This is a genomic window from Bacillus zhangzhouensis (assembly GCF_000715205.1).
Taxonomy (GTDB): Bacteria; Bacillota; Bacilli; order Bacillales; family Bacillaceae; genus Bacillus; species Bacillus zhangzhouensis.
In genome coordinates, this window is record NZ_JOTP01000003.1 from 1 (window position 1) to 15,716 (window position 15,716).

Consider the following 15,716-nt stretch of genomic DNA (forward strand, 5'->3'; position numbering starts at 1 on the left):
CAAGGGTTTTCATATCACGCTGAAAAGAAGACAAAGGGCTAAAATAAAGATCATTTTAGCCCTTTGTCGACAATACATGGAGATCATTTGCGACGTTTGGCAACAGCCCCATAATGACAAATTCAGTCATGCCAATCGAAAATGCACCGAGTGTTAATGCAAAAATAGCGATGGGGAAGTTTTTCATGATGAGATCCCCTTTCTAAACAAATACATAAAAAGGCTTCGGATCTCTCCGAAGCCTTAAGAGTTTATCATACATGGAAATATGACGCCAGTTGCTCGTTTGCTAATCGGTTTCCAACAAAGAAGGAACCAAATTCGCCGTAGCGTGCACTGACTTCATCAAATCGCATTTCATAAACCAGTTTTTTGAATTGAAGAACATCGTCAGAGAAAAGGGTGACGCCCCACTCATAATCATCAAAACCGACGGACCCTGTAATGATCTGTTTTACTTTACCAGCATAGCTTCGGCCAATTAAACCGTGGCTTCTCATGAGGGATTTACGTTCATCCATAGAGAGCATGTACCAGTTGTCATTGCCAGAACGTCTTTTATCCATTGGATAGAAGCACACGTATTTAGAAGAAGGGAGCTCAGGGTATAGACGCGCACGTACATGTGGGTTTTCGTAAGGATCCCCGCCATCTCCGCCGCCTGCTAAGTAGTTGCTGAGTTCAACAACTGACACGTACGAATAGGCTGGTATCGTAAATTCTGCTAGTCGTGATTTGTTGAATTCAAGCTCGATTTCATTCAGTTCTTCCATTGTCGGACGTAAAATCATGAGCATAATATCTGCTTTTTGGCCGACAATACTATAGATTGTTTGGCTTCCAGCCTTATCGTGCTCAGCTGTTTTCCATTTTTCCATTAGACCTGTGAACTCATGAATAATGGCTTGACGCTCATCGCTTGTCAGCAACTTCCAAGCTGTCCAGTCAATTGTTCTAAAATCATGCAGCGCATACCACCCGTCTAGTGTTTGAGCTGCTTCATTTGTTGTATGTTGTTCGCTCATTTCATTCACTCCTATTTACAGTTTTCCATCTGTTCCAACTATAACATAGTTTGTCTACATGAAGATGTGATCAAAACTTGAACGAAGAAAACAGCATTTATGGAAATTGATTAAATTAGTTTGAAAAATAAGAATTTAAATTGTAAGCGCTATAATATAAGTTGGTAGTTTGAATTTAGGTAGAAGAAGAGTATGCTTAAAAGAGAACGCTTTTTTTGTAAAATCAAGGAGGGTATTGAAGTGGCAGATATTTTTTCAACAGTTCAGGAAAAGGTTGCAGGTAAAGGCGTAAAGATCGTTTTTCCTGAGGGAATGGACGAACGCATTCTAACAGCCGTTCAAAAACTAGCAGATGGCAAAGTATTACAGCCAATTGTTGTAGGCAAGAAGCAAGAAGTTGAAGCAAAAGCAAAAGAATTAGGTCTTACACTTGATGGTGTTCACGTGTATGATCCTCATACATATGAAGGTTTTGAAGAGCTTGTACAAGCTTTCGTAGAAAGACGTAAAGGCAAAGCGACAGAAGAGCAAGCAAGAAAAGCATTACTGGATGAAAACTATTTCGGTACAATGCTTGTATATAAAGGTCTTGCAGACGGACTTGTGAGCGGTGCAGCACACTCAACTGCTGACACAGTACGCCCAGCACTTCAAATCATCAAAACAAAAGAAGGCGTAAAGAAAACGTCTGGCGTCTTCATCATGGCTCGCGGCGAAGAGCAGTATGTGTTTGCTGATTGTGCGATCAATATTGCACCAGACAGCCAGGATCTCGCAGAAATTGCGATCGAAAGTGCAAACACAGCAAAAATGTTTGACATCGAACCACGTGTAGCAATGCTTAGCTTCTCTACAAAAGGTTCAGCAAAATCAGACGAAACAGAAAAAGTATCTGAAGCGGTTCGCATTGCAAAAGAAAAGGCACCTGAGCTTGTACTTGATGGAGAATTCCAATTCGATGCAGCTTTCGTTCCTTCAGTGGCAGCGAAAAAAGCACCAGATTCCGTCATCAAAGGCGACGCTAGCGTATTTGTTTTCCCTAGCCTCGAAGCTGGAAACATCGGCTACAAAATTGCACAGCGCTTAGGTAACTTTGAAGCTGTAGGTCCAATTTTACAAGGCTTAAACCAGCCAGTAAACGATCTTTCAAGAGGCTGTAATGCAGAAGACGTTTACAATCTTGCGCTGATCACAGCAGCTCAAGCACTTTAATGTCATCTCGACTAAGGCAGCCAGTACGATAGATTCGTGCTGGCTGTTTTTTTATTGATGACAAATGTGTACAATATAGGGTGTAAAGCCGATAGAATGGGCAGGTGCTATAATGGAAGATTTAATACATAAACTTCAGCATAAAGTTGTGGAATTAACCGAGGCACAAAGAAGAATTGCAGATTATATTGTACAAAACCCGATGGAGGTCGCTTTTTTAACTGTAGATAAATTGGCGTCAAAAGTAGGGACGAGTACAGCTACCATCATGAGGTTTTCTGCCGCTGTGGGGTATTCCGGTTTTTCTGAGCTTCAAAAAGAGCTTCAATCAAATATGAAGCATAAGGCGGCACCTCAAACGAGACTTGAAGCGAACCTAAAGCATTCAAATAAGAGTAAGCTTCTGCATAATCATGTAGAACTGCAATTCCAAAATATCCAGTACGCACTGGACAATATCACTGAGGAAACCTTTCAGCACATTGTTGAAAAAATAGCAAAGTCCCGCCAGGTTCTCTGTACAAGTGTGCGAAGTGGAAGACCTGTTGGGGAGTACCTGTCACTAGGAATCAATCGGCTATTGGGGAACTGTCAATATATTGATGCAGATCAAAGTGACTGGGTGGATGATCTGGTTCATTTCAATTCTGATGACTTCATTATAGCTGTCAGCTATCCTCGTTATGCAAAACGTATGAAGGACTTGCTGGAGGCAGCGAAGTTATATCAGGTGGAAGTGCTTTTAATTACAGACAGCTACAGCTCTCCACTAACCAAGTATGCACAATATGTATTACCATGTTCCTCAGCGAGTGTAGGTTCTCATAACTCCGTCGTATCAGCTATCTTTATCGTAGATTTCATTTTAAGTGCTTTAGCGATTAATGAACCTGAAAGAACAAAACCACGTTTAGATCAAATCAATCACATGCTAACGAAAATGAGTTATCACACGACACATTAGTGGTGTGGTGACTCATTTTTTATTTTTATATTTTTTATGAAAGCGCTTTACTAAATAAAAACGAGGTGGTATGATCGTATCACAAAAGTAATATATATTACTTTTAATAATTTTAATGTAATGAATATAACTCAAAGGGGATGATGGAAACAATGAGTACAGTTCATTTAGAGTCAAATGATCTCATTGATCGGGCAAAAAAGCTTAACTCGACCTTGCTGTCAGACGTGATGGGGTGTACAGGTGCGATGGATCATCAGATCAAACCAGTTGCGAGAGGCATGAATGTAGTAGGTACAGCTTTTACCGTTAGCTTACGGCCAGGGGATAATTTATTTCTTCATCAAGCGATTTACTCTGCTCAAAAAGGAGATGTTCTCATCGTTGATGGGAAAGACCATAAGGGTCATGCCTATTTAGGGGAATTAATGGCCAGTTCAGCAAAAGCTGTTGGAATAGAAGGAATCGTGATTGACGGGCTTGTTCGCGATAAAGTCGCTTTAGAGGAATTAGCTTTTCCGATATATTGTAAGGGGTTTACGCCAAATGGACCTTTTAAGGACGGACCTGGTGAATTGAACCAAATCATCTCGTGCGGAGGTGTCAAAGTAACACCGGGAGACCTAGTCGTTGCTGATGATGACGGAGTGGTGATTGTTCCAAAGGAGAAGGCAGAAGCTATGCTGTCACTAGCTGAAGAGAAACTAGAATATGAAAACCAAAGACTAAAAACCATTCAACATTACATGAGCGAAGGAAAACAGGATATCAGTCTCTTAGCACCCGCATGGCTGGCAGACAGAATGAAAAAATTCCAGGGATAGGGGAAATGGTGATGAAGTTCGGTTTTATCGGTTATGGAGAAGCTGCATATGAGCTGTCAACGGGTTTAAAAACGGAAGGGTTAGATCATTTTTATGCGTATGATGTACTATTACAGAATGAGAAATATGCTGGAGCGATCAAAGAAAAAGCAGCTCATACAGGAGTTGAATTAACCAGCAGTGTCAGTGAAGTCATTGAGAAATCTGATATTGTGATTGCAGCTGTACCAGCGAATAAAACCTTAGAGGTGGCGCAATCCGTGTTAGGAAGTTTGAAAAAGCAGCAAGTATATGTGGATGTGTCAGCATCAACACCAGACATCAAAAAGCAAGTGGCAAAAGAAATTGACAAGCAAAATGCGCTTTTTGTAGATGCAGCCATGCTAGGATCTCTTCCAGTAAACAAACATAAGGTACCAATCACGGCAAGCGGTAGTGGAACAGACCGGTTCATTGAAGAAACGAAAAAGTATGGCATGAATATCACAAAAATCAGTGACCAACCAGGAGATGCTTCGGCCTTAAAATTGATAAGAAGCATTTATATGAAAGGTATTGTCGGACTTTTAATTGAATTTTTGGAAATTTCAAAAAAATATAATGTCGAAGATCAGGCCATTTCTTCTCTCAGTGAAACGATGGATAGCAAGAGCTTTGAAGAAACCATGAATCGCCTTGTGACAGGCAGTGCTCTGCATGCAAAAAGACGGGCGGTTGAGCTTCTTGGCTCTATTGAAATGCTTGATTCAGCTCATATTGATGCCAGCATGTCTCGGGCAGCACAACAGAAGTTAGAGAAATTAGCAGATTTCAACTTCTTTGAACGATTTGACGGGAAAAAACCAGTCAGCTGGGAAGAGGTCATTGAAGTGATGCAGCAAGGCTGATGTATTTGAAGCATTTCATTTCATCTATTTAATCAGGAGGAGGCGAAGATACGTCATGGGTTTTATTGCATTGATTGTATTCATAGCTGTCATCATTATATGGAATGTCGTAGTGAAACGGAATATGGGAGAAGCCATGCTATTAGGTTTTATTGCAACCACATTATTTGGCGGAATGGATGCATTAAGACTTTTCTGGGATGGTTTAATATTTGCATCCACATATGAGGTGCTTTATGCAGCCGTAGCATTTGTATTTATGGCCTATTTAATCGAAAAGTTAGAATTAATTCATGCACTCTTGCGAATCTTGAATTCAGTTGTAGGCAAACTTCCTGGTGGAGCGGCTTATATGAGTACGTTAGGTTCAGCTGTCTTAGGTGCTCTTTCAGGTTCGAATTCAGCAAACACAGCCGCTACTGGATCTATAACGGCCTCTTGGATGATTAAATCAGGGTGGAGCCGAACCCATACGGCCACTATTCTAGCAGGGAATGGCGGACTTGGAGCCGCACTGCCTCCGAATTCTTCGATGTTTATCATGCTAGGGTTTGCACCAGTTGCAGCCCTCGTGTCTGAGGGGGATTTATATATTGCCCTTTTAATAGGAGGACTGTATCAAGTCGTTTACCGATTTATTCTTGTGTATATTCTTGTGAAAAAGAATAAAATTCAAGCCATGCCGCCAGATGATATTGTCTCCTTTGGGGAAGCTGTGAAAAAAGGGTGGAAGTCGATCTTTATTTTTTTCGGTGCATTGATCCCTATTATCATGACGATTGGTCCACTGGCAAACTATTTAAAAAGTAATCCAAACATCGGACCAGAGGCGATGGATCAAATTTCATTAATTACGTGGATTCCGATTCTCATGATGTTGATTAGCTTAACAATTGGAAGAAAGAAGGCGTCTGCACTAGATTGGTCTAAGTTTTTCAAATCGGCCATTCCTAAGTTTACAACGATTGGAGCATTGATGCTGTTTGCTGTCGCTGCTAGTCAGGTACTGGCTGAGTTAGGATTGGCAGAAGATTTAACACAAATCACGTCAGTGCTTGCGATTCCGAAGTGGCTCATGGTGCTGATTGTCGGTGTTCTTGTGACACTTGTGGCTGGACCATTATCTTCAACGGCTACGTTAACAGCTGTTGGCCTTGTCTCATTTTCAGCTTTAATCTCAGTCGGAGTTGATCCAGTTGTGGCTGTTGTCGCCATTCTTGCCTTTTCATCAACAGAAGGGGCTTCCCCGCCTGCATCAGGGTCGATCTTTATTGCTTCTGGTCTTGCAGGAGCCAAACCGGAAAAAACTTTTATACCGCTGATTCTTTATTATATGCTGCCGATCGTGGGAATTGGCTGGCTCATCGGGATGGAGATACTTCCAGTATAGAAAGGAGAAACACATGAGAGCATTTATGGAATTTTTATTTAAAGTGCTGCTTGTCCTATTTTTAACATCAGGAACTTTGTTGGTATTCGGTCAAATCCTAGGGATTCTCTTGCAAAAGGGAGACATGATCATTGCAAGTACGAACCTATTCAAAAACCCAACACTTGTGTTAAGCGCCTTTTTCAGTCTTGTCGGTTTTTCTCTCCATTATATTCCTGAAAAGAAAGACACCATATATAGCGATCATGAATCAGCATCAGCTGGTGATTCGTTAAAATAAGCGTCAGAAGCTGAATTCAGTTGATGGATTCAGCTTTTTTTGTGCACGAAATAGGTATAAAAACCCAATACATACGATTCATTTTTGCTGAATTCTTTTTCAATCATATGCCTCTTGTGCTAGTAAATGGTAACATAACGGAGGACTAATTGAGGAATAGAGGTGTTTGACGATATCTGGAGCAATCATTGGATATAAAGCAGCCTTGTATTCGTTAAAGGCAGACATATCCATAAAAAAAGAACAAATCACAGAACTCAACATGTGTCGAAAAGAAGTAAAAGCGGCAAAAGCGGCCCTGTCAGATGCCAGCAAGAAAATCACTCATCCAGATCTGACTTCACATACATGGTTTGGCAGTCTGGCAGATACGTTTGATGGCCTTCGGGATGAGATGGCATCGGCCAGTCAAGAGATAAAGGGTGCACAGTTGACCAATCTATTGAATCGAATTGATGAAAAAATCAATGATCTCACATCGGATATCCATTCGTTAGAACGTGACATCCATTCGGTTGAAAGAAAAATAGAGAAAGAAAAGCAGAAACAACTAGAAAAAAAAAGAGGTAAGTAAAATGGGCAGAGAAATCAAAATAGATGCCAATGAGGCGAAAAAAGCATTAAAAATTAAATAGAGATGATGTAATAGAATGATTAAGAATGATTGGATTTCTGTTCAGGAAGTTGAAGATGATACTCGAATTTGGGCTGGAACCATAGTCAGGGTTTTTAAGGGAGAAATAAATAAGGATAACAGTGAAGGTAATTTCTATGATTATATAGTTTCTTTTATTTATGATAACACTGAATATTTACAGTTAACCTGTCTAACACAAGGTGAGGGTGGAAATATTGTTTGTATATTGCAAACAGAACCAGGATCTAATTATTCATTAGGTAGGGAATTGAAAAGAATGATGGATGACGGCAAAGACTCTGTTTTTGTGAAGTTTTCTCCTAAGTGCATCGTCACATAAACCTCTACAAGGAGTTGGAAAGACCAGATTCTTGTCAAAACAAATGAGAAGAAGTGATAGAAAAGGTGAGCTTACAGAGATGTCGCTCATCTTTTTTCTGTCCAAGTTTCTTTTATGATGGTCCAATACAAGCTGATAGGGTGATTGGATATTTTGAAGGAACTGATACAGAAGAAGTCAAAGCCGAAGCCGCGGAAACGCCAAACGCATATTAGAAGGTGAAGTCGTCTCAACTGCCGAAAACATCATCCTAGAATACAGCGGCATCTACGACGGCTACCGAGCTGTCACAGGCAAAGACCCCGAAACCAGCAAAAAAATCAGCAGTACCGACCAAGCCCTATCCGCAGCCTCTATTATCCCAATCTCGAAAATAACGAAGGCTGGGAAATATGTTTTTAAGATGGATCAAGGGAAGAATGTGGTGAAGAGGGTTGAGAAGTCGGCTAGCGTAACAGGTCAAGTTGGTAGGGGTTTATCAAAGGCCGGAGGAATAATAAATCAAAGAAAATATTCTCAACATGCCCTAGAAAGAATGGCACCAGATATTCCTGAAGTAAGGGCAGCCTTAACAAGAAGAGCAATAAAAAAAGCTGACGAATTAGGTTATAAGCCACAAACAAAGGAATTCAGCGAATTTATAAAAAAATATGTAGATCCAAGAGATATTCCGCCTTCTGTTATTGAGGACGCTATAAAGAATACCGATAAGATGCCTGGTAATAGAAAAGGAACTTTTATTCACGGGACACAGGATGTGAAAGTTATTATTAATGAATTAGGTGATGTTATTACAGTTATCCCTAAATAATGAGTAAAAGGGTGAATTAAAATGTTTATAAAGTATGATGAATATGACTTGTTAGAACTTTTTCAAAGTGAGCCAGTTAGTATTACGGGCAATTTAGATGATGGAGAGTTAATTTATACTTATAAAGACGACCTGAATTTCAAGTTAATCTTATCCCTTGATGTGTATAAACAAACAAGCAGTATAAGTATTACATTTAATGATTTTGTAGTTTTTGCGGGTGAATTCTCTCACGTAACCAGCATAAAAAAACATGACAGGACTCTGATTTTGTATGTGAAAGAGGAAGAAAGACTAAAAGTTAAATTTTACAACCAAGTAGGGGTTGAGCTAATTTAATTGATCTTAAAACGTTTTTAAGATCTACATGGCAGATTGTATAAAAATAATAACGAAAGTCGAGTACTCATTAAAGCCGTAAGACTGAGTTAACCAAGTGAAGGGATATAGATGAGTTATGATCCTATGATTGGGACATTAATAAAGTATGAAAAAAGAGATATGATATTGGAATGGAAAAGTGGATTAGAAATTTTAGGTAAACTAGATACGGTTTTTGAAACAAACAATATATTAGATGAAGATGATATTAATTTTACGGAATATATTGCTGCCACTTTCCAAGTAAATGATATTCTATCCCATCCTGATGAAAACAGTGGTAGTGTATACGTTTGGTTAATTCAAGGGAAAAGCTCCTTGGTGGAGATATCTCTTTATGATGATCCACCAAATAAGATTTTAGTAGGTTGTCAAAAAGTAAGGGAACTGGCAGATGAGTAACAATTGACATCTTAGAATTTTAAAATCCAAGCCCTCGTGTAAGAGGGCCTTTTTTATATTTATGAGATAGTGATTTATGCTGCAAGTTAACAGTTGGCAAAATACCGATTTCTATAGGTTCATGACTTGATCAATTTAGTCTAAAATAGGACAACTCATGTGCATCATAAATGCTTCATCAATATTATTCATAGGTAAAATACCATCGACTGATCTGAATAGACTTTTGAAAACTAGGAAAATTATATGGACAAACAAGAAGAGCTGACTAAACAAATTCAAACGGTAATAGACATTCTAGAGAAAGAATATTCTCATGAGATAAATCAAGGTGTTCTCCAATGAATATATAAAAGATATAAGGATGCTCGAAGGATTATTCAAAACAATGAAGATTTCCAAAAGGTCTGTATTATAGTCGGAGTAAGAGCTTATTTGGATAGTGACAATGACTATCTAAATCCCTTTCTAAACGAATGACATAAAGCGAATGTATAAAAGGTTCATGAAAAAGTCAGTTGCTTAAAATATACCTCAACCTTTTAGGAGGCTCTCAAAAAATGATCAATTTACCTCAAATCCCAAACCTGCTCATGAACGAACCAGCAACTGACATACACATCAAAGAGGCAGAATTCCAACTCAACATGATTTTGCCTCATGCCTATAAAGCCTTACTGAAACATACCAATGGGTTATCCATTGGCGGTGAGCTGCTTCTATACGGTACTGAGGACATTGTGGAACGTAATGAAACGTGGGAGGTCCACCATTATGCAAACGGCTATGTGGCGATTGGCGATGATGGCGGCGGGCAAGTATTTCTCATGCAGCAGGCTGAAGAAGAGAAAAAAGTATGGATCGTAGATGCTGGTGTGATGGACCCTCAGCATGCGGAGTTGATGACCGAAAACTTGATAAAATGGGTAAGTGATGGCTGTACATAGAAACATGATCCATAAAGGAGATGATCGATTTGTCTTGGAACACATGGATCGCTGCCGGCCTCATAATTGGGGTACCTTTCATTTTGTTCGCCACTGTTTATTTCATCATGAAAACCAAGAACAAGAAAACCAAATCATCCAGCTGAAACGCTCTGTGACGCCCAATGTCATAGAGTTTTTTTGAAATGAATAACTGACAAGTCTCTTATTTTCCCTCCATTCATCCCATGTTCCTTCCATGTTATAATAAACACAGTTTATGAACGAGAGGATATGCAGGAGATGAAAAATGAACCTATTGAATTACTGACACAGCCGAAATGGCGAATCATAGATCAGTCAAGCCTGGGTCTCTATGTAGACCCTAAGCAATCCTTCGCTATGGATGATACGCTTTGTGCATCGGTGGGGAAGGGGCTCTCACCAGCAACAGCCCGTTCTTGGGTGCATCATAATACGATTGTTCTTGGTATTCAGGATACAAGACTTCCATTTCTTCAAGATGGCGTGAAGCTGCTTGAGGAAGAGGGCTATCGTGTGATTGTGCGCAATTCAGGCGGTCTTGCTGTGGTGCTGGATGAAGGTGTACTGAATGTGTCTTTAATCTTTGCGGAACAAAAGAAGGGCATTGATATTGACCGCGGATATGATGCGATGGTGGCGTTGATTCGCCGAATGCTGGCAATGTATGAGGTGGAGATTGAAGCCTACGAAATTGTCGGCTCTTACTGTCCAGGTAGCTATGATTTAAGCATCAATGGAAAGAAATTTGCAGGCATTTCTCAGCGCAGATTACGCGGAGGAGTCGCTGTGCAAATCTATTTGTGTGCAGATGGAAGCGGGCCAGAACGTGCCGACTTGATCCGCCGATTTTATGACGCCGCCTTAAAGGATAAACGACCAGAAGTGAAGGCAGTGTTTCCCGACATACAGCCTGATACGATGGCATCTTTATCAGAGTTAATTGGTGAACCGATCGATTGTACGCTTCTGATGCGTCTTTTACTAGAAGAGCTTCAAAAGCTAAGTGACCAACTGACAGCATCTGGGCTGAACGCAGAAGAACAGCTTGAATTTGAGAAAAACATGACGCGGATGATTGAGCGCAATGAAAAGGTGTTTTCGTAAACACGTAAGTACTTCAATCTTGAAAAAGCATAGAGGTGAAGTAATGGAAACAAAGCTTGTGACAGCCATTGAACTTCGAGAAAGTGGACACCTTCAAGAATCAAATGAAATGCTGACTCATCTTGTGGAGGAGTATCCAGACCATGCCTCCATTCACTATCAATGTGCATGGAGTTATGACTTGTTAGGAGAGGAAAGGCAAGCAGTCTTTTTTTATGAAAAGGCAATCGAGTTAGGATTGTCTTCAGAAAAACTAGAAGACGCTTTACTAGGGTTAGGAAGTACGTACAGAACGTTAGGAGAATATGAAAAGTCAAAACACATATTCCTAAACGGGATGGAAACTTATCCGGATAACAAAGCTATTCAAACGTTCTATGCCATGACTTTGTATAAATCAGAAAGAACATCGCAAGGCGATGGAAATATTACTGAACTGTTTAACTGAAACAACAAAAGATCCTGCTATTTTGAGTTATCGAAAAGCGATTGATTTTTATTCAAATCAGTTAGATACATTGTGGAAATAATCAGTTGGTTTGGTTGTTCAAATAGATTCGGAGGGGCAATGTAATGGAAGAATCCTCTCCTTTGTTATGAAATTTTATATGTGATGGTCATTTATGGCTTAAGAAAGAAGGGAATTTGTTGTCATTATTCACCACGTATTACCCGCTATTCATGCTTTGCATTTTGTCTGTGCTGTATGTGATGTATCGTATACAGCCAATAGCTTCTACTGTGAAAAAAATCATCATTGTGCTTTGTGTGATAACAAATGCCGCATATATTTGCTGGCGTCTCTTCTTTACACTGCCGCATGAAGGTACATTTAATATTGTGATGGGGATTTTGCTTGTTGCCTGTGAATGTATTGGATTTTTACAGCTGCTTGTGTTTTATACACTTGTTTGGAAGCCTTCAAATCGGAAACAAGTCATGATCAGTGATCTTGAAAGGCTGCCAACAGTTGATATTTTCATAGCTACATATAATGAACCAATTGAAGTGCTGAAACGCACGGTTGCTGGTTGTTTGAATCTCTCTTATCCAAAGGAAAGCGTTCAAATTTATTTATGTGATGATGGCAAGAGGGAGGCTGTAGAGCAGCTTGCTTCTGAGTTTGGTGTTCATTATCTGACAAGAACAGATAACCAGTTTGCTAAGGCAGGTAACTTAAATCATGCGATGTCTCAAACGAATGGGGAGCTGATCCTGACTCTTGATGCAGATATGGTCCCCCTTCCAGCCTTTTTAGAAAAGACAGTGCCTTACTTTCATGATGGAGCGACTGCGTTTGTTCAAGTTCCACAGGCGTTTTATAACGAAGATCCTTTTCAATATAATATGTTCTCGAAGGATCGAATTCCAAACGAACAGGACTTCTTTATGCAAACCCTCCAAGCTGGTAAGGATCGGTTTAATGCTGTCATGTATGTGGGGAGTAATACTGTATTTAGAAGAACGGCCTTAGATGAAATTGGTGGATTTGCTACTGGGGTGATTACTGAAGACATGGCGACAGGAATGCTTCTCCAAGGGAAATTCAAATCTGTGTCTGTCGGAGAGGTATTAGCCGTCGGTCTGGCACCTGAAAGCTGGCTTGATTTGTTAAAGCAGAGAGACCGGTGGTCGAGAGGGAACATTCAGTGTGCCCGTAAATTTAATCCTTTGAAGGTTCGCGGCTTAACGTTGATGCAGCGAGTTCTTTATTTAGACGGCATTGTGTATTGGTTTAACGGTTTGTTTAAAATGATTTATATTCTCACGCCGATTTTGTTTTTATTGTTTGGTATTCAAAGTTTCTGGGCGGATTTCCAGTCCATTTTCATGTTTTGGCTGCCGGCATTCTTCAGTTCGTATTTAGCGTTTAAACTTGTGTCGAATCAAAAAAGAAGTATGTTTTGGAGTCATATTTACGAAAGCTCTATGGCATTCCACCTAGCAGGTGTGGCTTTAAGTGAGCTGTTTTTGAAAAAGAGAGTTGAATTTCTTGTCACACCGAAGGGAATTCAAACGGACAAAAGACATTTTCATTTGAAAACGATGATTCCCCATTTGATCTTCTTGCTGCTCTCATTGCTTGTCCTTGTGAAAATAGGATATGAAGTGAAGGTAAAGGGGACGATGAATGCGGATCTCATGCTGATTAATATTTTTTGGGTGCTTTATAACGGTGCAGGTCTATTCATGGCACTGATTGTGGCGTTTGATCGTCCGCGTTATCGGAAATCAGAGCGATTTGTCATTGAAAAAGAGGGGCACCTTCGTTCTGATCATCAAGATCAGTCTATCGCTTGTTTTCTACTCGATATGAGTGATTCAGGTGCACGTCTATCCATTCCATTGGATCAAGCTTCTTCTCTAAATCAAGGACAAATGCAATTATTCTTTTTAGAGGATGAAAGTGTGGCGTGTGATGTGGTTTGGAGCCATTCAGAGGGAGACCAGCTGATGGTTGGTGTTGCTTTTACTGACACACAAAAATCAGAGTATCTATCACTGATTCGCTTCTTATTCACACGAGAGCATGTAGCGATTACGGATCGTGAGAAAAAATCCTATGCTGTACGGACGTTTCTTCGCTTTTTGAGAGAAACAGAGAAAGTGCCAAAGGCCTTGCAGCGCAAATGGCTGAGAAGACCTTTGCAAGGTGTGACAGGAACGTTTTCCTATGAGAGCCAATTAGAAGAGAAGGTGCCGATGATCATACATGATATCAGTTTATCTGGGTGTAAAATCGAGTCTGAAGCTTCCATTGAATTACATGAGAAAGTGCTGATCACCATTGACACAGAATCTCTGACCGATCAGCCGGCGGTTGCGGTCTGGACATCACGAAAGCGCGGCCGTACAATGGTTGGACTCAAGTTTGTTCAGCCTAAAATCAAGCAGATAGAAGAAAGAGAGGGAGTGGTTTCTTGAAATCCAAAAAAGGTGGTTATCTCTACTTACTATGGCTTCCTGTCATCATGGGAGCCGGCTATGGCATTTCGCTTTTAGTACCATTTCTTCAGCCTGTACTGACACTTGGCATCGCAGGGCTTTATATTTTTATTTTTGGTGATTTTCAGGTGAAACAGGTCAGGTATATCTTTATGTTTGTGTTTTTGATCAATGTCCTTTTTAGTGTGATGCTATTTTTGGATATATAAAAAAGTGCTTCCCGCATGCGGGGAGCACCTTTTGTTATTCTGCCATTTTTTCAAGATTGCCGTTACGGTCCATTTTAAAGGTTGGAGCGGCATTGTCGTCATCTTCAAACAAAACTAGTTTTCTTGCACGGTTCATGATTTTGACGAGTGTTTCATAATCTTCTTGAATCGTGAGCTGATCCTTTTCAAGCTTTTTCACTTCAGCTTCTAGCTGCGAGACTTTATGAGAAAGCTCGTTGTTTTCTCGTTTTAAGCGGCTGTTTTCCATACGTAATGCAGTGGATTGCTGTCCATCACCTTCATAGCGGCGTAAGAAATCAATGATATCTTCGATGGTTAATTCCTGACGCTGTCCAAATGGATTGGCTTCTGGCTTTTTCTCTGCGACGTGGGAAGCCTGTGACAATAAATGTGATAAACTAGCTAACTCTTCATTGTAGCTTTGATCCACAAACTGGAGCTGTTCTGCTGTTTCGGCTGCTGGTGCAAACGTTTTGTCTTGCGCTGGTTCCAGCTCTTGAGAGAATTCCTCCTGTGTGATCGTTTCTTCTACTTGCGGCTGATAGAGTAATCGTTTTTTCGCAGGCTGGCCATTGCCGAGTGCACGCATTCGTTGCTTTCGCTGTTTTTTGGCAAGTGCCAAGGCTTTTTCATATTGATGCCTCACGACAGCATTCCATCTAAAACCGCATGCCGCTGAGGTGCGGTTCAGCTTGTCTCCTACTTCTTCAAACGCATTCAGCTGTGTGCTGCCCTCTCTGACATGGCGTAAGACGGTTTCTGCCAGAAGAAGATCATCTTCCTCTGACCAAGCATCTTGTCTTTGTTTTGACATGTGTTTAAACCCCCATATGATTTGATGGTATTAGATTAGCCAAGTTGAAGAAGGTTTATACAAGTTTGCTAAAAGGATAGTGGAAAATACTAGCTTTTATGTAAGCGCGTTTCTGCGCTGACAATACGTCTTGCAAGTCCAGCCGCTTCGATGTACAATGTTGGGTGGTATATTATTCACTATTGGTTGTCCAACTGTTTCAGATAGATTGAAGTATCATCATTGAAAGGAAGCGTAAGACCATGGCTAATGAGTTTCGCGTATGTGACGATTGTGATGCGACGAACCTGAAGACGTTATTGCCTCGACTCAAATCGGTTGACCCTGATGCAAAAATTGAGATTGGCTGTCAATCCTATTGTGGTCCAGGACGAAAAAAGGCTTTTGCGTTTGTGAACAATCGCCCATTATCCGCACCAACAGAAGATGAGTTACTCGAAAAGGTTCAAAAAAAAGTCAAATAAATGTCACTGAATGTGTTCAGTCGACCTAAAAAGA

19 protein-coding genes and 3 pseudogenes are annotated in these 15,716 nt (G+C 40.3%); 19 read left to right on the forward strand and 3 right to left on the reverse strand.

Annotation, left to right across the window (positions count from 1 at the left end):
• Positions 1-55: 55 nt before the first annotated feature.
• Both BA70_RS20775 and hemQ read right to left on the reverse strand, forming a co-directional pair.
• Positions 56-187 (reverse strand): hypothetical protein, encoded by a 132-nt coding sequence (locus BA70_RS20775; RefSeq protein ID WP_275574577.1) that lies wholly within the window; start codon positions 185-187, stop codon positions 56-58.
• Positions 188-254: 67 nt separating this feature from the next.
• Positions 255-1,025 carry a hydrogen peroxide-dependent heme synthase gene (gene hemQ, locus BA70_RS03245; RefSeq protein ID WP_034318155.1) on the reverse strand — a complete coding sequence of 257 codons (771 nt, stop codon included), beginning with the start codon at positions 1,023-1,025 and terminating at the stop codon, positions 255-257.
• 240 nt (positions 1,026-1,265) lie between these two features.
• Here hemQ and pta point away from each other — a divergent pair, with 240 nt between their 5' ends.
• The 18 genes and pseudogenes from pta to BA70_RS03335 all read left to right on the forward strand — a co-directional run bounded on the left by pta (position 1,266) and on the right by BA70_RS03335 (position 14,383).
• Positions 1,266-2,237 (forward strand): phosphate acetyltransferase, encoded by a 972-nt coding sequence (pta, locus tag BA70_RS03250; protein ID WP_034318158.1) that lies wholly within the window; start codon positions 1,266-1,268, stop codon positions 2,235-2,237.
• A gap of 112 nt (positions 2,238-2,349) precedes the next feature.
• On the forward strand, positions 2,350-3,201 hold the full coding sequence (locus tag BA70_RS03255; RefSeq protein WP_034318160.1) for a MurR/RpiR family transcriptional regulator: 852 nt from the start codon (positions 2,350-2,352) through the stop codon (positions 3,199-3,201).
• A gap of 152 nt (positions 3,202-3,353) precedes the next feature.
• Complete coding sequence (locus BA70_RS03260) at positions 3,354-4,025, forward strand: RraA family protein (protein ID WP_078061631.1); 672 nt, start codon at positions 3,354-3,356, stop codon at positions 4,023-4,025.
• Positions 4,026-4,036: 11 nt separating this feature from the next.
• On the forward strand, positions 4,037-4,912 hold the full coding sequence (locus BA70_RS03265) for a prephenate dehydrogenase/arogenate dehydrogenase family protein (protein WP_034318165.1): 876 nt from the start codon (positions 4,037-4,039) through the stop codon (positions 4,910-4,912).
• Positions 4,913-4,967: 55 nt separating this feature from the next.
• Complete coding sequence (locus BA70_RS03270; protein WP_034318166.1) at positions 4,968-6,302, forward strand: TRAP transporter large permease subunit; 1,335 nt, start codon at positions 4,968-4,970, stop codon at positions 6,300-6,302.
• Positions 6,303-6,315: 13 nt separating this feature from the next.
• Positions 6,316-6,582 carry a hypothetical protein gene (locus BA70_RS03275; protein WP_034318169.1) on the forward strand — a complete coding sequence of 89 codons (267 nt, stop codon included), beginning with the start codon at positions 6,316-6,318 and terminating at the stop codon, positions 6,580-6,582.
• A gap of 166 nt (positions 6,583-6,748) precedes the next feature.
• A complete protein-coding gene (locus BA70_RS03280; RefSeq protein ID WP_239646615.1) occupies positions 6,749-7,156 on the forward strand; it encodes a YwqH-like family protein in 408 nt (135 codons plus the stop codon).
• A gap of 76 nt (positions 7,157-7,232) precedes the next feature.
• A complete protein-coding gene (locus BA70_RS03285; RefSeq protein WP_034318172.1) occupies positions 7,233-7,559 on the forward strand; it encodes a hypothetical protein in 327 nt (108 codons plus the stop codon).
• A gap of 208 nt (positions 7,560-7,767) precedes the next feature.
• A pseudogene (locus BA70_RS20780) lies at positions 7,768-7,947 on the forward strand (pre-toxin TG domain-containing protein); the annotation flags it as partial.
• Between the two features lie 36 nt (positions 7,948-7,983).
• Complete coding sequence (locus BA70_RS03290) at positions 7,984-8,370, forward strand: hypothetical protein (protein WP_239646616.1); 387 nt, start codon at positions 7,984-7,986, stop codon at positions 8,368-8,370.
• Positions 8,371-8,391: 21 nt separating this feature from the next.
• Entirely contained in the window at positions 8,392-8,709 is a 318-nt protein-coding gene (locus tag BA70_RS03295) for a hypothetical protein (RefSeq protein ID WP_034318175.1), read from the forward strand.
• Between the two features lie 111 nt (positions 8,710-8,820).
• A complete protein-coding gene (locus tag BA70_RS03300) occupies positions 8,821-9,153 on the forward strand; it encodes a hypothetical protein (RefSeq protein ID WP_034318178.1) in 333 nt (110 codons plus the stop codon).
• Positions 9,154-9,399: 246 nt separating this feature from the next.
• A pseudogene (locus tag BA70_RS20950) lies at positions 9,400-9,633 on the forward strand (hypothetical protein).
• An 80-nt stretch (positions 9,634-9,713) separates the two neighbouring features.
• The gene (locus BA70_RS03310) at positions 9,714-10,100 is read left to right on the forward strand and encodes an SMI1/KNR4 family protein (RefSeq protein WP_078061632.1); all 387 of its coding nucleotides are present in this window, start codon (positions 9,714-9,716) and stop codon (positions 10,098-10,100) included.
• 282 nt (positions 10,101-10,382) lie between these two features.
• Positions 10,383-11,228, forward strand: coding sequence for an octanoyl-[GcvH]:protein N-octanoyltransferase (gene lipL, locus BA70_RS03320; protein ID WP_034318183.1), 846 nt, complete (start codon positions 10,383-10,385; stop codon positions 11,226-11,228).
• Between the two features lie 43 nt (positions 11,229-11,271).
• Positions 11,272-11,758, forward strand: a pseudogene (locus BA70_RS03325) (tetratricopeptide repeat protein).
• 118 nt (positions 11,759-11,876) lie between these two features.
• Complete coding sequence (locus BA70_RS03330) at positions 11,877-14,153, forward strand: glycosyltransferase (protein WP_034318186.1); 2,277 nt, start codon at positions 11,877-11,879, stop codon at positions 14,151-14,153.
• On the forward strand, positions 14,150-14,383 hold the full coding sequence (locus tag BA70_RS03335) for a DUF5970 family protein (RefSeq protein ID WP_034318189.1): 234 nt from the start codon (positions 14,150-14,152) through the stop codon (positions 14,381-14,383). The genes BA70_RS03330 and BA70_RS03335 overlap by 4 nt, the downstream gene beginning before the upstream one ends.
• 34 nt (positions 14,384-14,417) lie before the next feature.
• On the opposite strand, the gene BA70_RS03340 is transcribed toward BA70_RS03335, so the two are convergent.
• Complete coding sequence (locus tag BA70_RS03340; protein WP_034318191.1) at positions 14,418-15,218, reverse strand: RsfA family transcriptional regulator; 801 nt, start codon at positions 15,216-15,218, stop codon at positions 14,418-14,420.
• Between the two features lie 242 nt (positions 15,219-15,460).
• On the opposite strand from BA70_RS03340, the gene BA70_RS03345 reads away from it, so the two are divergent.
• The gene (locus tag BA70_RS03345) at positions 15,461-15,682 is read left to right on the forward strand and encodes a YuzB family protein (RefSeq protein WP_003215259.1); all 222 of its coding nucleotides are present in this window, start codon (positions 15,461-15,463) and stop codon (positions 15,680-15,682) included.
• The last annotated feature ends 34 nt before the right edge of the window (positions 15,683-15,716 follow it).